Origin of the sequence: 'Nostoc azollae' 0708 (assembly GCF_000196515.1) — a bacterium.
In the GTDB taxonomy this organism is placed as follows: Bacteria; Cyanobacteriota; Cyanobacteriia; order Cyanobacteriales; family Nostocaceae; genus Trichormus_B; species Trichormus_B azollae.
In genome coordinates this window covers 4694753-4712793 of record NC_014248.1, presented here as the reverse complement: position 1 = coordinate 4712793, position 18041 = coordinate 4694753, and the positions used below count along the sequence as shown (strand labels likewise).

The window sequence follows — 18041 nt, the reverse complement described above, 5'->3', positions numbered from 1 at the left end:
CATATTTCACCGCTGAGTCAGTTGACAACTATTTGAGGATTTTGTTGAGCGATAGTCTGCAAAACTGCACACCATCCCTGATGTAATAAATCAATAAACGTCTCTTCACTTGAAATCTGACTTAAGAATAAAAGGGAAGTTTGTAAACTTAGTGATATATCGGATAAATTCCTTGTCCTTATTCCTTGATGTACAAGATTTAGCCACACCGATAGAAGTTCCAGCCAGTTATTTTCTTCTATTTGTTTAATTCCCAAATCTGTCATACCCAACGCACCCCAAATACATAGGGCTTCTACAGCTATTTGAAAATCACTATTTTGTAAAGCATTTTTCCATAATTCCTGAGCGTGGTATTGGTAGCGATGAGGGAGAAATTGATATGCTTCTTGAACTTGCTCAGGAATTGTAACCTTATAAACTCATTCACCCCGTGGTAGATAATCACCTCAATAGGAAAGCCAGTTATGATAACTGCAAAGATGAATTTTTCTATCAACTATGACTTCCGTAACCTGAGAATTTCCTAACCCAAAAATCTGTATACCTGGTAAACATTCAGGTGTTTTTACTGCTTGTAATTTATGCTGAACTTGCGGTGGTATTGGTTTTTCTTCATCTTCTTGTCGTCGCGCAATTCCATACCCAATTAAAATACCCACACTACGATTTACTAATTTTTGTAGCAGAGTTATAAATTTATCATCGAGCACAGCGTGATTTATCCAAGGAGAATAGATGAGAATTTGATGTTTTGCCGAATTTAAAACTTCTAAAAAAGCTTCAGCAATTTGTCCATGACGTAACTGCACCGCTGTACCTGTTGTCTGTGCAGTTTCTAGAGTCTGTTGACGAATCTTATCTACTCTGAATTCTATTTCTCTATTTTTCTGATTCAGAACTGTCTCTCACTCAAAATTGATAGATTCGTCTGATCATTTAGATAATGACTGCAAGGATATTTTCCCTTCATTTAGCAGTTGCTCTAGCCAATTTGATGCTAGTTATAAAATTTTCTTACCGTTTCTGATTTGGATACTCAATCTTTCTTCCAGTGCATTGAACATCACAAATACAGATATCGTTTTCCAAAAAGTTTGAGTTGGTGGTATTGCTTTAAAGGCAGTAACTATTTTCCCGTCTGCTGGTACATGAAACGCAAAACCTGAATTTTGAATAATCGGCTGTATTTTTTCAAGGTTTAAGGAAGAAATATTGTTTATTTTATTTTCAATAATTACAAATGTTGCTAAATCAGGTAAGTTGACTGTCACATCATTTAATGATTCAGATTGAAAGGTAATATTTCCACCTAATAAGTCAGTAACAGCATAAATTTGAACAGATTATGGTGGCTGGGTTACAGTTCCTCTCTCATAAAATAAACGCCCTTCTTCAGTAACTGTAATTGGTGATTCTACAGCCATGGTTTATAATGTCTGAAGAGTTGCAATAGTGCTGTTTACAAATACAGAATTAAGTCCAAGTACAGAAGCTAATTTATTGGCTGTTGGAGGAGGAGTAAACTCAATACCAGCATGGATAATGAATTTTCCTATTACACTAAATCCGCGGGGTTTTCTCATAGTTATTTATACAGTATTTTGACGCAAACTATAGCGAAATTGACGTGCAGCTAAAACTGATAAACTAGCACTTTGCTCTTCAATTTCTGTTACAGCTTTTTTGAGATTTTCACCAATAGGTTTAGTATTAGAAGCAAGAAACATCAACAAAACCTCCATGATGACTTACAATATTGGCAACTTCCGAATACACACCACCAACTGTACCTGGTTTGCTGGTGAAGAAATCGTGAAAACCGATAATTACCAGCAGTTGTTGAGCGCGGTAAAAACCCACATTTAGCCGTTCTGGCTTTTTAGCAAATCCCACGTCTCCCTGATAATTATTCCGCACTATACTGACAATTACAACTGGTCTTTCCATTCCTTGGAATTTCTCAACTGTACCTGTTTTTATTTGTAATGAAGGGAAAAGTTTAGATTTTAAACGTTCATCAATTTTTCTGAGTTGAGCGCCATAAAATGTAATTACAGCTATTTTCTTTTTGGGTTCACAGTTGGTAACTTTAGAACTCCAAATATTTTCAAATTGCTGACATATTCTTTCTATGAAATCAATTTATTTAACATTAAAAGATGAAGTCCCCAAACGTTCTTGTTGAAATATATTTTCTCTGGGCGTTATTACCCAAATTAAATGGTGTTATGGCTTAATTATTTCCCCTGCTAGATAATGAGCGCGTTTACTATCAGGTCCTGAAATTCCACATTCTAATTTACCATCATAAAATTGATTGGTTGCTCCCATGATGTCTGGGTTCATTCGATATTGGGTATTTAGCATTTGTTTAATGCTTGAATCAGCAGTTTCAAACTGACTTTTAAATAATGATTCTTCTAAAAATGGCATTTCTTCTCTTGTATGTCTAATTTTGGCAGCAACTTCTTCAACGGTGCTAGTATCCAGCATGGGTGGTAGTTGTCGATGATCTCCTCCCATGACTAATTTTTTACCTTTTAAAGCGGGAATTAGTAATTCTGGAGGAGTGCATTTACTAACTTCATCAATAATGACAACATCAAAAGATTGGAATTCTTCAGAGAAGTTGTAATTTGCAGCTTGAACGCAGGTGATACCAACTACGTTAGCATTATCTAAATAAATTCGTCTCAAATCTTTACTATCACGTTCTGAAGGTTGATGTAGTTTTGTAATCCAATTTCGGACAAAATTCTGATATTTTTGCAGATAGTTTTCTTCATGTTATAGTTGTTTTTGCCAAATATAAAACCTAGTTAAAAATAGGTTTAAAGATTCTAGGTTGAATAAATCAGTTTCTGGCTTTCTCACCTTGAATTTATCAGGTATTTCTTGCCATACTATTTCCCACTAATTACGTTCTTTGATTAAAGCAACTGGTGTCTGTAGTAGTTGTAATTGCTGTTCTAATTCATCTATTTTAGTTTGTGCTTCTTTGATTGTTTGCAGGACAGATCTAGTTTCTTTTTTAAGTTGCAGTAATTGTTTATTTAGAGATTATTTGATCATCTCTAATATAGTAGATAGTAAAAGTTCTAGTGAGGGAATTAATATTTTAAGTTGAATTATACTATTTTACCACAACCTAACTTGCTTGGCAAATTATTGATGCAGTTCTGAAATATTGGATTGTGTGGCTAAATATTGTTGCGTGAGATTATGTAATTGGGCTGGTATTCTTGGTTGTTTATTCAGTTTTTCCAAGATATTGAAAACTTTTATAAGTTGGAAGTTAGCATCTTGACTAGCTTTTTTTACCGGAGATTGAGTTTCCAAAATTTGTCCTTGTGTAATATCATTGTTGGGGTTTCCATATAACTTTTGTTGTTGTTTCTGTAGAATATTAAGTTTTTGTTCGGCTTGGGTTTTGATTTTTGAAACGCATTGACGGGTATTTGCTAGAATAATATCTAATATTTCTTGTGTAATTCGAGTTAAAGTAGAGTCAAGGTTATTTAACTCATAAGCTGTGCTGTAGGTTTTTTTCAGTTTATCTAAGAAAAATTGGGTATTTTCAACCAGCAATTTCCGTTGTTTAGAGGTTAGGAATTGATAATCTTCAAACTTTTGATAAATCTCTTGCCATTTTGTGCGCTCACTTTTTGATAGCACTATAGGAATTTGACTGAAATTCCGTTGTAAAAAATAACTAAAATTAGACCGATTACCCTGTCTATCACTAAACTTACTCTCTATTTCATAAGAGATTGCTTTTGCTAACGGTTGCTAATCTGTTAGTTTAATTTGGTAATTATTTGGTATGGGTGGTAACTTTAAACTATTAGCAAACATCACTAAACCTAGTGCAAGGTTCAGCATATTATCAGTTAGTGGCAAATTAGATTGCTGACAGTCTTTCAACAATTGATAAAGATGGGTATAAGCTGTAATTTTCCATTCTATAACTGCTTCGATAATATAATCAATTTCTCGTTTATAGTTTTCCTACATTTTAATAGTTGGTTGCAAGTATTGTCCTTGATTTAGAGATTGCTGATACTCTGTTTGTAACTGATGCAAATATGTAGAAGTCTGTTTGAAAATATTTACTAATATACTATTATAGCTAATTCTGACATAGGTATAGTCCCATCATTAGCATAAATCAATGCTGGTTTAAATTCAGAAATCTCTGTTGCTATAGTTTCACGTAACCAAACCGCTAAACCAAATGCACCACTTACAGGACTAACAAAGCCAAGTACATCTGTATATTTAATAGCTTGACGAACATTTGCACGTAAATTTTCTACTTGATGCTTTCCTTCTTGACAGGGTTGAAGAAGTGGTAAAAATTCTTTAACTTCTGAACTATCCCAATTGATATTCTCTCTAGATTTTAGCAGTTTATCAAAATTTCTAGTTAAGGATTCGATTGCAGCTTTTTGGGTTAAGGCCTCATTATACACAAGTTCTTGATTCTTACAGATTATATCTATATTTTCCTTCTCTTCTTTGAATTCATCTTCTTGTTGATTGAACTCTGGTTCAGCTTGAAAATATTCTGCGAATTCTTTTTCTAAGACTAATAATTTACGAAGAATTTTGATATTCTCTTGTCGTTTGGCAAGATTATTTTCGCAATTGGTGGCGGGATTTTCTAGCCATCTATCAATTACTTTATCTTGTAAAAATGCTTGTCCTTCTTCCCCGATCTTTTCAGCTTTTCCTTTTCTAACAGCCCGAATTACAGGATTATGAACTAATCTACTTAGGGCATTATCAACTGCTAAATTAGCTTGAGATGTAATTAATGTGCGTCCACCCCACCCCGTAAAGCAATTCGATAGCAAATCTCGGCTATTACAGTAGTTTTACCTGTTCCTGGTGGTCCTTGAATTAAAACTAAATCATCGGCTGCGAGTACCTTTTCGACAGATGCTTTTTGACCTGAATTTGCAGCAGATAATAACAGATCTTTGGCTTTAAGTTTGACAGTTTTTTGTATAGGTCTAGCCTGGTAAGCGTCAAATAGGAAGTCACCTAAATAGGGATTATGTGTGCGTCCTTGTCTTAACTGTTCTAAGGCTTTTTATTTACGTTCAATCTGTTTGATATCACCAGCAGCATCAAAAAATAAATATCCTGTTTTTGGTAGTTGGTAATTTTCTGTTTCTATATATTCAACTAGATCTCGCTCTATTCTGATGTTTATAAGATTATGCTTTGGGTCAATTTCTTCAATAGTTCCTAATTGACGACTACTGCGCCGATTTTTTTCTGTGGCAATAGAATCAGAAAATTTGATATCTTGATTTTTTCCCTGCTTTACTCATTCCCACAACTTTTCTAGTTATTTCTGAACAGTTATCTTCTGACCCATCGTGGCTGAGCTGGTATTAATTTATAAGGCGATTTCTCTTTTATTTTCAGTATATTTATAATTGATGCAATATACACAAAATCGTCTGGCTTTAGCAATTCTTTCCTCAACTTTTAAAAATGCTTTCCATGCTTGTAATTGATCTTCTGTCGGTACATGATTGCCCCATATTGGCATCTTGGCTATTTGTGCCAATAATTTGGGAGCAATATCAATAGGATAATGATCATTTGGAAGTAATTGCAAGGACAATGGTAAAGGATAAGTATCGGCTTGTCCCCGTGAGGTTTGTAATAAATAAGCTGAGATAATTTTTAACCCGCTAGAGCCATTTTTTTTGACTACGGCTCTAAATCCTAGAGTTTTATTTAACTATTTGAGTCTTTTGGGTAATGGAAATTCACTTTCATCTGTAGCTATTGTTAAATCCCAAATTTCTTCTCCTTTTTCTTTTGCAGCACCTTGACGACGGATATAAAATAGGCAAGGTTGTTTACCTACACATTCAAGTATTAATTATTGAGCGCGTTCTCGCCGTTCTCTAAGTTCGGGGTATGACTTCAGTGTTTCTTGACCTTCAAGGTGGCGAATTAAATTATCAATTGTGGAATTTATTAAGGTGTATCCCCAGGTTTCTGTGTTTTTGTTCTTTGGTAAATTTGGCATGAATGCTCCTGGATTTTGTGCTCACTGCACTTCTGCACTGAGGAATTTGATTGATTTTCGGAGTTAGAGATGAAATTGGTGGTAGGTTTGACTAGCTGCTCAATGTAATAGGGAATGTCTCCAAACTAGGGACTTCTTTATATCATCTGCATAACCTCCACCAATGACGCAAGTTACTGGATAACCGGCACTAACACAGCAGGTGGTTAAAACTTGCATTTTTCTGCGAAAAATGCCTGTGTCTGTTAGGGCTAGTTTGCTGAGTTTATCATCTATGTGGGTGTCAACTCCAGCATCATAAAATACTATATCTGGTTTAATTTCTGATAAGAAATCTGGTAGGTAATTAGCCAAGGTTTGTAAGTAAGCATTGTTTTCCATTCTTATTGGTAAAGGAACATCTAAATCACTTTTTTGTTTTATTCCAGGAAAGGTAAGGATTCAGGTCTAAGGAAGAGGGATTAAAGAAGGTGTATGCAAGGCAGAGTGAACGATGGCTTTCATAGGTTGGTCAAAAAACTCAATTAGAGAAAGTGCTTGAGGACGACAAGTTTGTATAACCGTCAATAAATTGGCAGGATGTTGGAATAGCTCCAGAGAAAGAGACTACCAGAGACTTTTCGTTGTGTCAGTGCTAAACCTAACCTTGGTTCAGCTAAATTATGATCAAGGTCTATTGCCTAAGGAAGGTAAAAGTTTACCAGGTTCCCCTAGGGCTTGATCAATGAATGAATGGAAGATTCAACTTTTGGTTGAAACTAGGATGGCCAAGTCAAGAATTCATGAAGGTTTTGGGTTTGTTGGAATAAAGGGTAGTTTTTAAAACCTTCATCTATGAGGTCCATGAATTTTGTGCCAATTTCTTGGTGATTGAAGCCAGGAATCTTGATTAGTGTCTTGAAGTGACGGGGTAGGGTAGATGTGCCTGACATTTCTGTTGAGCTGTGACCGCATAACCGTTATAGGCAGTAAAGTCATCAGAACTGAGTACACCAGAGTAACTTGAACCCACAATGGATTCTAATTCGCCAGGACAAAGAGTATCAGGCTCATGAAATAAAGGGAAGTCACTATTGGCAAAAATCCATAACTATTGTTTCACCCCTTTGACTACTCAGGGTGTTTCATCCCCAAGGATATGAGGCTGGGTTTGTTTTATCCACTGTTTGAGGCTATGAATACTTTGAGCCACTGGACCATCTATTCCTTCATTGGTACCTACTAATGTTCCCACTCCAATCTCTATTTGACCCAGTGCCCACAACAACAAGTGTTGCTTTTCATAGGGTCAATGGCCCTAGTTATTGATCCATCCCAAAAAAGCTTGTCCTGTGATTCCTATATCTTGTCCCGGTACTATCTCTGGTGACCAGTGTGCCCTTTCTGTTTCCCCACACACACTGCAAATCCACGTATATCTTTCATATTCTACTATTTGGATTGGCCTGTGCACCAACTCCCCGACTTGTTGTGTTTCCACTTTTATTGGTTCGCCAAAGAATTGCCTCTGACCTCACCATCTACACACTTGCTGTCCCACCATCTCAAATATATTCTATCTACTCCACCAAAGACCTTTCTCCTTTTTCCCCTATGCCCTGGTTGTCCTCCTGATTTCCGTTTTCGTGTCTGGTTCTCTTCTGGTTTCTCTTCTTGTTTGTTCTCGGTTTCTTTGAGGATGTCTCCCGACGGTGGTTTGGATGATGTTATGGTCTCTAAATGTCTACTGACTTTGAGTTTCTCTATTTCTTTTTCCAGTTCTACTACTCTATTTGTTAGCTTCTCTATACTTTTCCCCTGGTCAATAATAATTTCTACCAGTTGCTCTGTTCCCAACTGCTTCAATATCTCTCTGTCTAGTTTTGGTGGCAGCTTCTTTTCCATAACTGCTATATTCTGCCTCACTTATCACACTTTTCAATACCCCACCACCTGAATCCTGACAGCAATTTTAATCGCCGTCAGGATTCTTCTATCAATTCGCTAATGCTGACACCTAGCTCTTGAGTGAGATACTCTTTTTATGTTCTCCCATCCAAGGCATGAAATAAATAAACAGCAAAGACGCAAAGAATGCGAAGGAAAGAGAGCTTCAAAGGGTTTTTGAATGAGTCCCGTGATTTTTGCTTTCATTGGGATGCTCCCATCAACTCAACAGTGCGATCACAGCGTAACAGCTTACTTGTCCCCCGACTTACCCCCCTTTCCCAGATGAAGGTATCCCAAGCTACCATATGAACTCCCTTGACAGTACCTAACACTACAAAAGTACCTGCAAACCATAGATTACTGTTAATTATAGTACAACAGTAAACTTTTTCAATATAAACACCCGCCACTAGATATAATTTCCTATAAGTTGAAAAAATTCTTAAGATTAGCGTAACAATTACATTAAGATAAAGATTACGCTTCTATTAAGCTGACTAGCTGATACCCAAATTAGGAGGATTATATATGGCGCTTGTACCAATGCGGCTACTTTTGGATCACGCTGCTGAAAATGGTTATGGCATACCCGCTTTTAACGTAAACAACTTAGAGCAGATTCAAGCCATTATGAACGCAGCGGCTGAAACAGACAGCCCTGTAATTTTACAAGCTTCTCGCGGCGCACGTAATTATGCAGGAGAAAACTTCCTGCGCCACCTGATTTTGGCAGCAGTAGAAACCTATCCTCAGATCCCCATTGTCATGCACCAGGATCATGGTAATGCTCCTTCTACCTGCTATTCAGCAATCAAAAACAACTTCACCAGCGTGATGATGGATGGTTCTTTAGAAGCTGACGCTAAGACTCCTGCAAGCTTTGAGTATAACGTTAAAGTTACCAGCGAAGTTGTCAACGTAGCTCACTCTTTGGGTGTCAGCGTTGAAGGTGAATTAGGCTGTTTAGGTTCTCTAGAAACCGGCGCTGGTGAAGCTGAAGATGGTCATGGTTTTGAAGGTACTCTTGACCACTCTCAACTTTTAACTGACCCTGATGAAGCTGTTAACTTCGTGGAAGCAACTCAAGTAGACGCTTTAGCTGTTGCTATCGGTACTAGCCACGGTGCTTACAAGTTTACCCGTAAGCCTACTGGTGAAATCTTGGCTATCAGCCGCATTGAAGAAATTCACCGCCGCTTACCTAATACCCACTTGGTAATGCACGGTTCTTCTTCTGTACCTGAAGATTTGATTGCGCTAATTAACGAATTTGGTGGTGCTATTCCTGAAACTTACGGTGTACCTGTAGAAGAAATTCAAAAAGGTATCAAGAGTGGTGTACGTAAGGTAAATATTGACACTGATAACCGTTTAGCTATTACTGCGGCTGTCCGTGAAGCATTAGCAGCTAATCCCAAGGAATTTGACCCCCGTCACTTCCTCAAGCCTTCCATTAAATATATGCAGAAGGTTTGTGCTGATCGCTATGAGCAGTTTGGTACTGCTGGTAATGCAAGCAAGATTAAGCAGATTTCTTTAGAAGATTTTGCTGCTAAGTATGCTAAAGGCGAATTGGTAATGAGAGCGGCTGCTAAAGTTTAATTTTTTCCAGGAATAAATAGAGGCTAATTATTACAATGCCTCTACAGAAATAAATAAACCGGGTGGCTTTAAAGTTTCCCGGTTTTTTGTTTTTATCTTAGGGAACTCCAAAAATTAAATTACCCAATTCCTCCATCTAAGACGACTATCAGATTCTTCTCACTCTGCTTATCCTGCTCACTCAGCGATTGGTTATTTTTTGCGATTGGTTATTTTTTTATGAGGCTCTGCTTCTAAACTTGTCCCCATGCAAAGCATGGGGACAAGAGAATGTTTTTGAGAAATTAGGGTAGGTTATCGGAGTTCCTAAAACACCCGATGCTGTAAAGATGGCATTTGGCGACGGACTTGTTCTAATCTAGTTGGTTTGATTTCTGCGATCGCAACTCCTGGTTTATCCCCTACATCAGCTAAAATTGTCCCCCAAGGATCAATAATCATTGCGTGTCCGTGGGTTTGACGACGGGCATAGTTAGTACCTGTTTGGGCTGGTGCAATTACGTAATAAGTATTTTCTATTGCTCTAGCTTGTAGTAATACTTGCCAATGGTCTTTACCTGTAAAAGCAGTAAAAGCCGCAGGAACAAAAACAACATCGGCTCCTTTGTCTGCTAAATGGCGATATAGTTCTGGGAAGCGGACATCATAACAAATAGAAAGTCCGATATTACCTAATTGTTCCGAGAAATGGACTGGAGGCAATTCTTTACCAGCCATGACAGTGCTAGATTCTTGATAGGTGTTACCATCAGGGACATTCACATCAAATAAGTGTGCTTTGTGGTAGCGCGCAAGTTCTTGAGCGTTGGGAGCGATGAGTAAAGCCGTGTTGTAAACTTTGCCGATGCTATCAACAGGGACAGGAAAACCGCCGCCCAGGATAGTAACTTGAAAGCGTTGCGCCATTTTTTCCAAAAATGTTTCTGTTTCTTGAGCAATGGCATCCGCTTGAGCGAGTTTATCTTTTTCCTCACCCATAAAAGAGAAATTTTCTGGCAAACCCACCAACTCTGCACCCTGACGCACGGCCAGATCGATTAGTTCTTCTGCCTGTGTCAAGTTTTTCTGTAGATCTGGCACACTAGTCATTTGAATAGCGGCGGCTAAATAAGACTTCATAGATTCAATAACAAACAGTGGATTACGGGATAGATTCTCAAATATATCGTTACTTCCAGATTGGTGGAGGCTAGTCAGAATTGCGTAAATTACGCTTTTCTGGAAAATACTTATCTCAGCTATCCCTAGCGTCTTATCTTAATATTCCTGTTGATTCTAGGAAACTATTTACAGCTATTTTTACGTTCATTATTCTCCCAAAAGTTTTTCTAAGGCTGCTGGCAGATTGTTAGCCGTTTCTAGCCCCTCTACATCTTCCCAGTTAGTATTTTTATCCCAGCGCATATCACCAAACAATTCATGGCTTAAGTTAGCATCCATCAGATATGCACCGCTGAGATTAGCACCTGTCAAGTTACCACCACTTAGGTCTACTCGACTCAGGTCAGCATCTTGGAGGTTAGCATTACTCAGGTTAGCACCTGCCAAGTATGTTTGAATGAGCCTATAAGCAGTTAATTAAGCAGCACTAAGGTTAGTTTTCAACAAATAGGTGCGGCTGAGGTCTGCTTGGCTCAAATTAGTGTGACTCACGTCTGCTTGGAAGAGATAACTAGCTCGCAAGTGAGTAGCACTGAAAAATTGCCCAACAATACTTTTAAAACTATCTTCCTGCAAGCAATTACAGTAGTTAATAATTTTCAGCAAATCTGATCTTAAACTATCTGCTTGGGGTTGACCAGACGCATAGAAAATGATGTACTCAAGGAATACATGATTTTCTTGAGTATATCGCTGTAATTCCAACAGCAAAATCATCACATTCAACCCTGCATAAATATCAACCTGAGGCTGACCTAATTTTTTAAAATTGTCATGTTGTCTATAATTTTGTAGACTCTTCAGCTTGATCTATACTAAAGTTTCTGCTGATGTATCAATGAATTATCCTTCACAGATTTTTGTATAATAAGATACTAACGACTCCAATAGATTGCTCCAGTATAAATCTGAAATTTGTGTTAATAACTCTATTACAGATTCTACTATTTCTAATAGACCTGTCAGGAAAATTAACTTGGTGTCAAAAAAATGGTAGAAGGAAATTTTGACCGTCTACCAAAAGGAAAAATCCACTAAATTAACTATATTCAAGAATATCCACATCGTACAAAACAAATACTGGGAATAAGTAACCATCAGTTTCAAGACTTGTTAGCCCAAGGTGAAATGCAGCATAAAAAACTTGAAGGTGACATAGAAAGTAAAAAGATAGGTATAAATCAGAAAGGAGCAGGGGGGAAAGGGAAACTAGAGATAAAAGAACAGGTATGTCTATCCTTGTTCTATTGCAGGAAAATACCAATATTTGAGGTTTTAGGTTTGCATTTTGGTATATCCAAAACGGAAGCAAAGGACACATTTCATTACGGGCTAGAGATATTTCAAAAAGATGTAAGGATTCAGGTGGTGGGGTATTGAAAAGTGTGATAAGTGAGGCAGAATATAGCAGTTATGGAAAAGAAGCTGCCACCAAAACTAGACAGAAAGATATTGAGGCAGTTGGGAACAGAGCAACTGGTAGAAATCATTATTGACCAGGGGAAAAGTATAGAGAAGCTAACAAATAGAGTAGTAGAACTGGAAAAAGAAATAGATAAACTCAAAGTCAGTAGAGATTTAGAGACCATAACATTATCCAAACCACCGTCGGGAGACATCCTCCAAAAAACCGAGAACAAACAAGAAGAGAAACCAGAAGAGAACCAGACACGAAAACGGAAACCAGGAGGACAACCAGAGCATAGGGGAAAAAGGAGAAAGGTGTTTGGTGGAGTAGATAGAATAGATTTGAGATAGTGGGACGGCAAGTGTGTAGATGGTGAGCTCAGGGGCAATTCTTTGGCGAAACAATAAAAGTGGAAACACAACAAGTCGGGGAGTTGGTGGACAGGCCAATCCAAATAGTAGAATATCAAAGATATACGTGGATGTGCAGTGTGTGTGGGGCAACACAAAGGGCACACACACTGGTCACCAGAGATAGTACTGGGACAAAATATAGGAATCACAGGACAAGCTTTTTCGGGATGGATCAATAACTAGGGCCATTGACCCTATGAAAAGCAACACTTGTTGTTGTGGGCACTGGGTCAAATAGAAATTGGAGTGGGAACATTAGTAGGTACCAATGAAGGAATAGATGGTCCAGTGGCTCAAAGTATTCATAGCCTCAAACAGTGGATAAAACAAACCCAGCCTCATATCCTTGGGGATGAAACACCCTGAGTAGTCAAAGGGGTGAAACAATAGTTATGGATTTTTGCCAATAGTGACTTCCCTTTATTTTATGAGCCTGATACTCTTTGTCCTGGCAAATTAGAATCCATTGTGGGTTCAAGTTACTCTGGTGTACTCAGTTCTGATGACTTTACTGCCTATAACGGTTATGCGGTCACAGCTCAATAGAAATGTCAGGCACATCTACCCTACCCCGTCACTTCAAGACACTAATCAAGATTCCTGGCTTCAATCACCAAGAAATTGGCACAAAATTCATGGACCTCATAGATGAAGGTTTTAAAAACTACCCTTTATTCCAACAAACCCAAAACCTTCATGAATTCTTGACTTGGCCATCCTAGTTTCAACCAAAAGTTGAATCTTCCATTCATTCATTGATCAAGCCCTAGGGGAACCTGGTAAACTTTTACCTTCCTTAGGCAATAGACCTTGATCATAATTTAGCTGAACCAAGGTTAGGTTTAGCACTGACACAACGAAAAGTCTCTGGTGGTTCTCTTTCTCTGGAGCTATTCCAACATCCTGCCAATTTATTGACGGTTATACAAACTTGTCGTCCTCAAGCACTTTCTCTAATTGAGTGTTTTGACCAACCTATGAAAGCCATGGTTCACTCTGCTTTCCATAGACCTTCTTTAATCCCTCTTCCTTAGACCTGAATCTTTACCTTTCGGAAACGGCTAACCCCTATGTGTAAAGCCAGGGGCTTGCTCGCCGTTGGATTATTGGTGAGATTCAGGATTTGCAGCATTTAATGAGTAATCATGTATTTCTTGATTCTGTTCATTCTTGAATCTTGATCATCCTGATTCTGACTACTTATTATTAGTCTCTTAGTCAATTTTCAAGTTAAACGGTAAACGAGCATAAATTCCTTGAGGATCGTTCACTTTGTTTAAAGTAGAAATTTCCTGTTGTAATTTTTCCAATTCTGCTAAAAGCAGGCTATTTGGTTTGAGTTGAGTTTTTTCAATTCCTAATGTTCCTTGGGCCTGTTGTAGTTTCTTGCCAAATAAACGTTCTTCTAAGCTAGTAACTCTCGGATATTCTTCCAATTCCCAATTCTTGCCTAATTTGGCTTGTTTAGCAGCATATTCAATGGCAACATTCAAACCACCAATTTCATCAACTAAACCGATTTCTTTAGCTGCTACACCTGACCAAACTCGACCTTGGGCAATTTCGGCTACTTTTTGTTGTGGTAGTTTCCGTCCTTGGGCAACTTTATTGATAAACATATTGTAAATACGGTTAACACTGCGTTGATAAAGTGCTAATTCTTGGGGTGATTTTGGACGGGAAACTGTTTGATTATCTGCATATTGGGCGGTTTTAACTGTATCCCAAGTGATGCCGTTGTTTTTGGCTAACTTTTGACCGTTCAATAATAGGCCAAATACGCCGATAGAACCTGTAATTGTGTTGGTTTCGGCAAAAATGCGGTTGGAATCACTGGCGATCCAATAACCACCAGATGCAGCTACATCACCCATGGAAACGATGACTGGTTTGGCTTGTCGAGTTAGTTTTATTTCTCGCTGAATGATTTCGGAAACTGTGGCGCTACCACCTGGACTGTTAATTCTTAACACCACAGATTTAACATCTTGATCTTGACGAATTTTGTTGAAGATTTTGGCAAAGCGATCGCCTCCTATTTCTCCGTCTTCTCCTTTACCGTCAACTATTTCTCCTTCTGCATAGACAACGGCAATTTTATTTTCTGAGTTGCGTTCTACACCCATTGATTTTCCAGGAACTTCGGCGTAGTCGCTAAGATGAATTTGTCGGAAGCTTTTATCATCTTTATCACTAGCAGTTAATTTTTTTAGGTCAGCGACTACTTGATCTTGGTAAGCTACTTGATCTACTAAACCGTTGGTTTTAGAGGTGTTAGCTTCTAAAATAGGTTGACTATCTGCAATTGCCTGCAATTTTTGTGGTTGAATTTTCCGGCTTTTTCCTACAGATGTCCGCCACTCTCCCCACACATCATCTAATAATTTCTGGGTTTGTTGCCGATTTTCGGGACTTAATTTATCAAGTATAAACGGTTCTACTGCTCCCTTAAATTTCCCTACTCGCACAACTTGAATACCAACACCATATTTCTGCAATGCTCCCGCTAAAAACACCGGTTGTGAACTCAAACCGTTGATTTCCATCAGTCCTACGGGATTGAGTACGATATTATTAGCTACTGAACTCAGATAATATTCTCTTTCATTCCAGTCTGTGCTGTAGGCGATAATCTTTTTACCAGATGCACGGAATTTATCTAAACCTTGACGAATTTCTTTCAGGGAAGCATAACCCAGTCCACTTGCTGCACCTGATTTAGTAGCATCTATATAAATACCAACAATGCGCGGATCGCGTTGTGCTTTTTCTAGAGTTTCTATAACTTTGCGGAGTGTAATTTGATCTTCATTTACTCCTATTAGGGTTTTTTTCAGAAAGTCGCTGGAACTGGGTTGACTGTCGGTAATTTTCATTGACAAGTCAAAAACCAATATGGATTTATCTTTGACTTGTGGCCCTGTATCTTTAGAAGTAGCAGCAATCACAATCAAGAAAAATAAGCTCAGAGTGGCGATACCAGAGAAAATAGTCAGTCCTAGTAGGCTACCAATTAAACTAGCAAAAGTTTGTTTAAGAAAGTTAGTCATTAGTTATTAGTTATTAGTAATTGATCATTAGTCATTAGTCATTAGTAAGAAAAACCAATGACTCATGACTAATGACCTGTTTAGTTTATTGTATACTTTGCAAGCTGTTAGAGTACTGTAACTGATACAAATTTCTGTTGCCAGTACAGAATAATACGGTAGTAATTTCAGCAATTAATACCTCTGTCAACTCTTGCAGTGCGTATTCTGATACATCTGCGGCTTGTAGGAAGGGTATTGCTAAACCAGCAATATCTGCACCGAGTGCGATCACTTTCGCTACATCTAATCCATGACGTAACCCACCAGAAGCAATTAAAGGTATTTCCGAAAACTGAGCGCGAATACTAGTAATACATTTTGCTGTCGGTATGCCCCAATCTGCAAAAGTCTTACCTAAGCGCCGCTGTAAAGGATTTTCTGCCCGTTCGCTTTCCACCAATGCCCAAGATGTACCACCAGCACCAGCTACATCAATGGCCTGTATTCCCACAGATATGAGTTTTGCTGCCATTGTCGCAGAAATGCCGTTACCCACTTCTTTGGCAATTACAGGTACTGGTAATTTACTGCATAAATTAGCTATTTTATCAAATAATCCCCAGAAATTTGTATCACCTCTGGGTTGAATGAATTCTTGTAGGGGGTTAATGTGTAAAATCAAAGCATCAGCTTCTAAAATATCAATAATTCGCAGACATTCATCAACCCCACATTGATAATTAAGTTGTACTGCACCCAGGTTAGCAAACAGCAGCACATCAGGGGCATACTTGCGAATAGCAAAGGTATCAGCAACTTGGGGTTTTTCCAATGCCACACGCTGAGAACCTACACCCATAGCTAGTTTATATTGTTGGGTGACTTCTGCCAAACGACGGTTAATGATTCCTGCGTGTTCTGTTCCTCCGGTCATGGAGGAAATTAACAAAGGTGCATTGAGATGTTTCCCTAAAAAATTCGTGCTGATATCAATATCTTTGCGATCGCATTCCGGTAAACAACAATGAGTAAAACGATAACGTTCTAATCCCGTGCTGACTTGCTGACATTGTACATCTTCCTCTAGACAGATACGGATATGATCTGCTTTGCGATTTTGCGTTTGTGTCGGGGTACTGGTAGGAGGGTTTACGGGTAATACCATTTTGGATTCTAAATTGTGAAAGGCACTTTAAGTAGGTGGGTGTTAAAAATTATCCTTATGACAAGGCAATAGCCAAGAGGTGAACCAGAGCGGTCTTGGGAAGCCACTGCGGTGGAAGGGTTTGCCGGCAGCAAGTGGCGTGGTTTCCCCATGTAGGCGCTTCGCCTTCCCACAGGATGCGACTGGAGAACCCGAAGGGCACTCATGCAATAGGGAAGAGGTTTTGGGCAATTTTACTTTTCGTTACATACTTCTCTCCGAGAAGCCGCTGCGCGTCTACGGTTTTTTTTGTGTCTTCTTACTTAGAATTAACTCTCGATAAAAGAGACGCAAGAACCATAACTAATAACTGATTTGTTACCTGCCTAAAAACCGACTAGCTAACTTAATAGCATCAGCAATATCAACATCTCCATTTCCATCAGCATCAAGGAATTTATTCAGCATCGGATTTCCACCGGATTGGAAGAAACTCAGAACTAAAGGTACTAAAGTAGGTAATAATTGTTGAATTATTCCCACATGTAAGCCAGTACGTTGCGCTGCTTTCTCTGCTACTTGTTGTTGCACATCTGGCGAAAATAGGGAACTCACAGCTTGAGAATCGGGAGAATTTCCTGCAAATTGATTTACCAGGTTTTCTACCGCTTCTATTCCCTCGCTGACTTGCTTTTCTTGCAAAGATGAATGTACCTGTTTACCAACTACTGACAAAACTAATTGAATAGTTGAATTATCTGTACTACTAGTGTTACTTATGTGCTGGATTGTATTGGCAATACTTAAAAGTTGACCTAAACCACCTTGTTGATTAGAATTACCAACAGCACCAAGAATTTGATCAAAAAGTCCCATTGAGCTTATTCTCCATTTTTTTTAATTTTAGTAGATAGACGAACCTTTTTCATTACTCATACAAAATATCAAATCTTCAATTACCATCAAGACTGATTAATTGGTAGGTAAATCGCAAATTCTGTACCTTGCTCCAACTGAGAATTACAACTAATTTTACCTTTGTGTTTTTCCACCACAATTTGATGAGTAATTGCTAAACCTAAAGCTGTACTAATACCCCATGGTTGAGTGGTGAAAAAAGTTTCAAATATTTTGTTCTGATGTTCTGTGGTAATTCCCGGTCCATTATCTCCTATTGGCACTACCACCTAATCATCACTTGCACATTCTGTAGTAATAGTGATTACTGGTAAAAATTCCGTCTGTCTCTGAGATTTTTATTCCAAGACATCAATAGCATTACTGAGCAAATTCATAA

Annotated in this window: 16 protein-coding genes and 4 pseudogenes; 3 read left to right on the top strand and 17 right to left on the bottom strand. The window is 38.2% G+C overall.

Annotated features, from left to right (window positions below; translation table 11 throughout):
- Positions 1-17: 17 nt before the first annotated feature.
- The 10 genes and pseudogenes from AAZO_RS39860 to AAZO_RS21915 form a co-directional block, all read right to left on the bottom strand.
- Positions 18-266, bottom strand: a complete 249-nt coding sequence (locus tag AAZO_RS39860) for a hypothetical protein (RefSeq protein WP_041641835.1) — start codon at positions 264-266, stop codon at positions 18-20.
- A 183-nt stretch (positions 267-449) separates the two neighbouring features.
- Positions 450-812, bottom strand: coding sequence for a phospholipase D-like domain-containing protein (locus AAZO_RS39855; RefSeq protein WP_041641831.1), 363 nt, complete (start codon positions 810-812; stop codon positions 450-452).
- Positions 813-1004: 192 nt separating this feature from the next.
- Positions 1005-1274 (bottom strand): hypothetical protein, encoded by a 270-nt coding sequence (locus AAZO_RS39850; RefSeq protein ID WP_228371359.1) that lies wholly within the window; start codon positions 1272-1274, stop codon positions 1005-1007.
- A 318-nt stretch (positions 1275-1592) separates the two neighbouring features.
- A complete protein-coding gene (locus AAZO_RS39845) occupies positions 1593-1730 on the bottom strand; it encodes a hypothetical protein (protein ID WP_228371358.1) in 138 nt (45 codons plus the stop codon).
- Positions 1714-5389: pseudogene (locus AAZO_RS44220) on the bottom strand (AAA domain-containing protein). Before AAZO_RS44220 ends, AAZO_RS39845 begins: the two are co-directional and overlap by 17 nt.
- Before the next feature lie 21 nt (positions 5390-5410).
- On the bottom strand, positions 5411-5635 hold the full coding sequence (locus AAZO_RS42940; RefSeq protein WP_338026964.1) for a hypothetical protein: 225 nt from the start codon (positions 5633-5635) through the stop codon (positions 5411-5413).
- 270 nt (positions 5636-5905) lie between these two features.
- A complete protein-coding gene (locus AAZO_RS42935) occupies positions 5906-6055 on the bottom strand; it encodes a hypothetical protein (protein ID WP_338026963.1) in 150 nt (49 codons plus the stop codon).
- Between the two features lie 99 nt (positions 6056-6154).
- A pseudogene (locus tag AAZO_RS21930) lies at positions 6155-6493 on the bottom strand (arginase family protein); the annotation flags it as partial.
- A 9-nt stretch (positions 6494-6502) separates the two neighbouring features.
- A pseudogene (locus AAZO_RS31880) lies at positions 6503-7939 on the bottom strand (IS66 family transposase).
- A gap of 245 nt (positions 7940-8184) precedes the next feature.
- A complete protein-coding gene (locus AAZO_RS21915; protein ID WP_013192857.1) occupies positions 8185-8394 on the bottom strand; it encodes a hypothetical protein in 210 nt (69 codons plus the stop codon).
- A 118-nt stretch (positions 8395-8512) separates the two neighbouring features.
- On the opposite strand from AAZO_RS21915, the gene fba reads away from it, so the two are divergent.
- Positions 8513-9586 carry a class II fructose-bisphosphate aldolase gene (fba, locus tag AAZO_RS21910; RefSeq protein ID WP_013192856.1) on the top strand — a complete coding sequence of 358 codons (1074 nt, stop codon included), beginning with the start codon at positions 8513-8515 and terminating at the stop codon, positions 9584-9586.
- A gap of 306 nt (positions 9587-9892) precedes the next feature.
- Here the strand turns inward: fba and AAZO_RS21905 are convergent, their stop codons facing one another.
- The 3 genes from AAZO_RS21905 to AAZO_RS41770 all read right to left on the bottom strand — a co-directional run bounded on the left by AAZO_RS21905 (position 9893) and on the right by AAZO_RS41770 (position 11464).
- Positions 9893-10705 carry a carbon-nitrogen hydrolase family protein gene (locus AAZO_RS21905; protein ID WP_013192855.1) on the bottom strand — a complete coding sequence of 271 codons (813 nt, stop codon included), beginning with the start codon at positions 10703-10705 and terminating at the stop codon, positions 9893-9895.
- Positions 10706-10894: 189 nt separating this feature from the next.
- Positions 10895-11146, bottom strand: coding sequence for a pentapeptide repeat-containing protein (locus AAZO_RS41775; RefSeq protein ID WP_081462860.1), 252 nt, complete (start codon positions 11144-11146; stop codon positions 10895-10897).
- Between the two features lie 18 nt (positions 11147-11164).
- Positions 11165-11464 carry a pentapeptide repeat-containing protein gene (locus AAZO_RS41770; protein WP_049790893.1) on the bottom strand — a complete coding sequence of 100 codons (300 nt, stop codon included), beginning with the start codon at positions 11462-11464 and terminating at the stop codon, positions 11165-11167.
- A gap of 411 nt (positions 11465-11875) precedes the next feature.
- On the opposite strand from AAZO_RS41770, the gene AAZO_RS21895 reads away from it, so the two are divergent.
- Both AAZO_RS21895 and AAZO_RS31875 read left to right on the top strand, forming a co-directional pair.
- Positions 11876-12127 carry a helix-turn-helix domain-containing protein gene (locus AAZO_RS21895; RefSeq protein WP_228371357.1) on the top strand — a complete coding sequence of 84 codons (252 nt, stop codon included), beginning with the start codon at positions 11876-11878 and terminating at the stop codon, positions 12125-12127.
- A gap of 33 nt (positions 12128-12160) precedes the next feature.
- Positions 12161-13602 (top strand): annotated as a pseudogene (locus AAZO_RS31875) (IS66 family transposase).
- 180 nt (positions 13603-13782) lie between these two features.
- Here AAZO_RS31875 and sppA read toward each other — a convergent pair.
- The 4 genes from sppA to AAZO_RS39835 form a co-directional block, all read right to left on the bottom strand.
- Positions 13783-15618: a signal peptide peptidase SppA gene (sppA, locus tag AAZO_RS21885; protein ID WP_013192854.1), complete on the bottom strand. Its 1836-nt coding sequence runs from the start codon at positions 15616-15618 to the stop codon at positions 13783-13785.
- A gap of 85 nt (positions 15619-15703) precedes the next feature.
- The gene (gene fni / locus AAZO_RS21880) at positions 15704-16765 is read right to left on the bottom strand and encodes a type 2 isopentenyl-diphosphate Delta-isomerase (RefSeq protein WP_013192853.1); all 1062 of its coding nucleotides are present in this window, start codon (positions 16763-16765) and stop codon (positions 15704-15706) included.
- A gap of 357 nt (positions 16766-17122) precedes the next feature.
- Positions 17123-17620 carry a DUF937 domain-containing protein gene (locus AAZO_RS21875; RefSeq protein ID WP_013192852.1) on the bottom strand — a complete coding sequence of 166 codons (498 nt, stop codon included), beginning with the start codon at positions 17618-17620 and terminating at the stop codon, positions 17123-17125.
- 86 nt (positions 17621-17706) lie between these two features.
- Positions 17707-17931, bottom strand: coding sequence for an ATP-binding protein (locus tag AAZO_RS39835; protein WP_228371356.1), 225 nt, complete (start codon positions 17929-17931; stop codon positions 17707-17709).
- Positions 17932-18041: the final 110 nt, after the last annotated feature.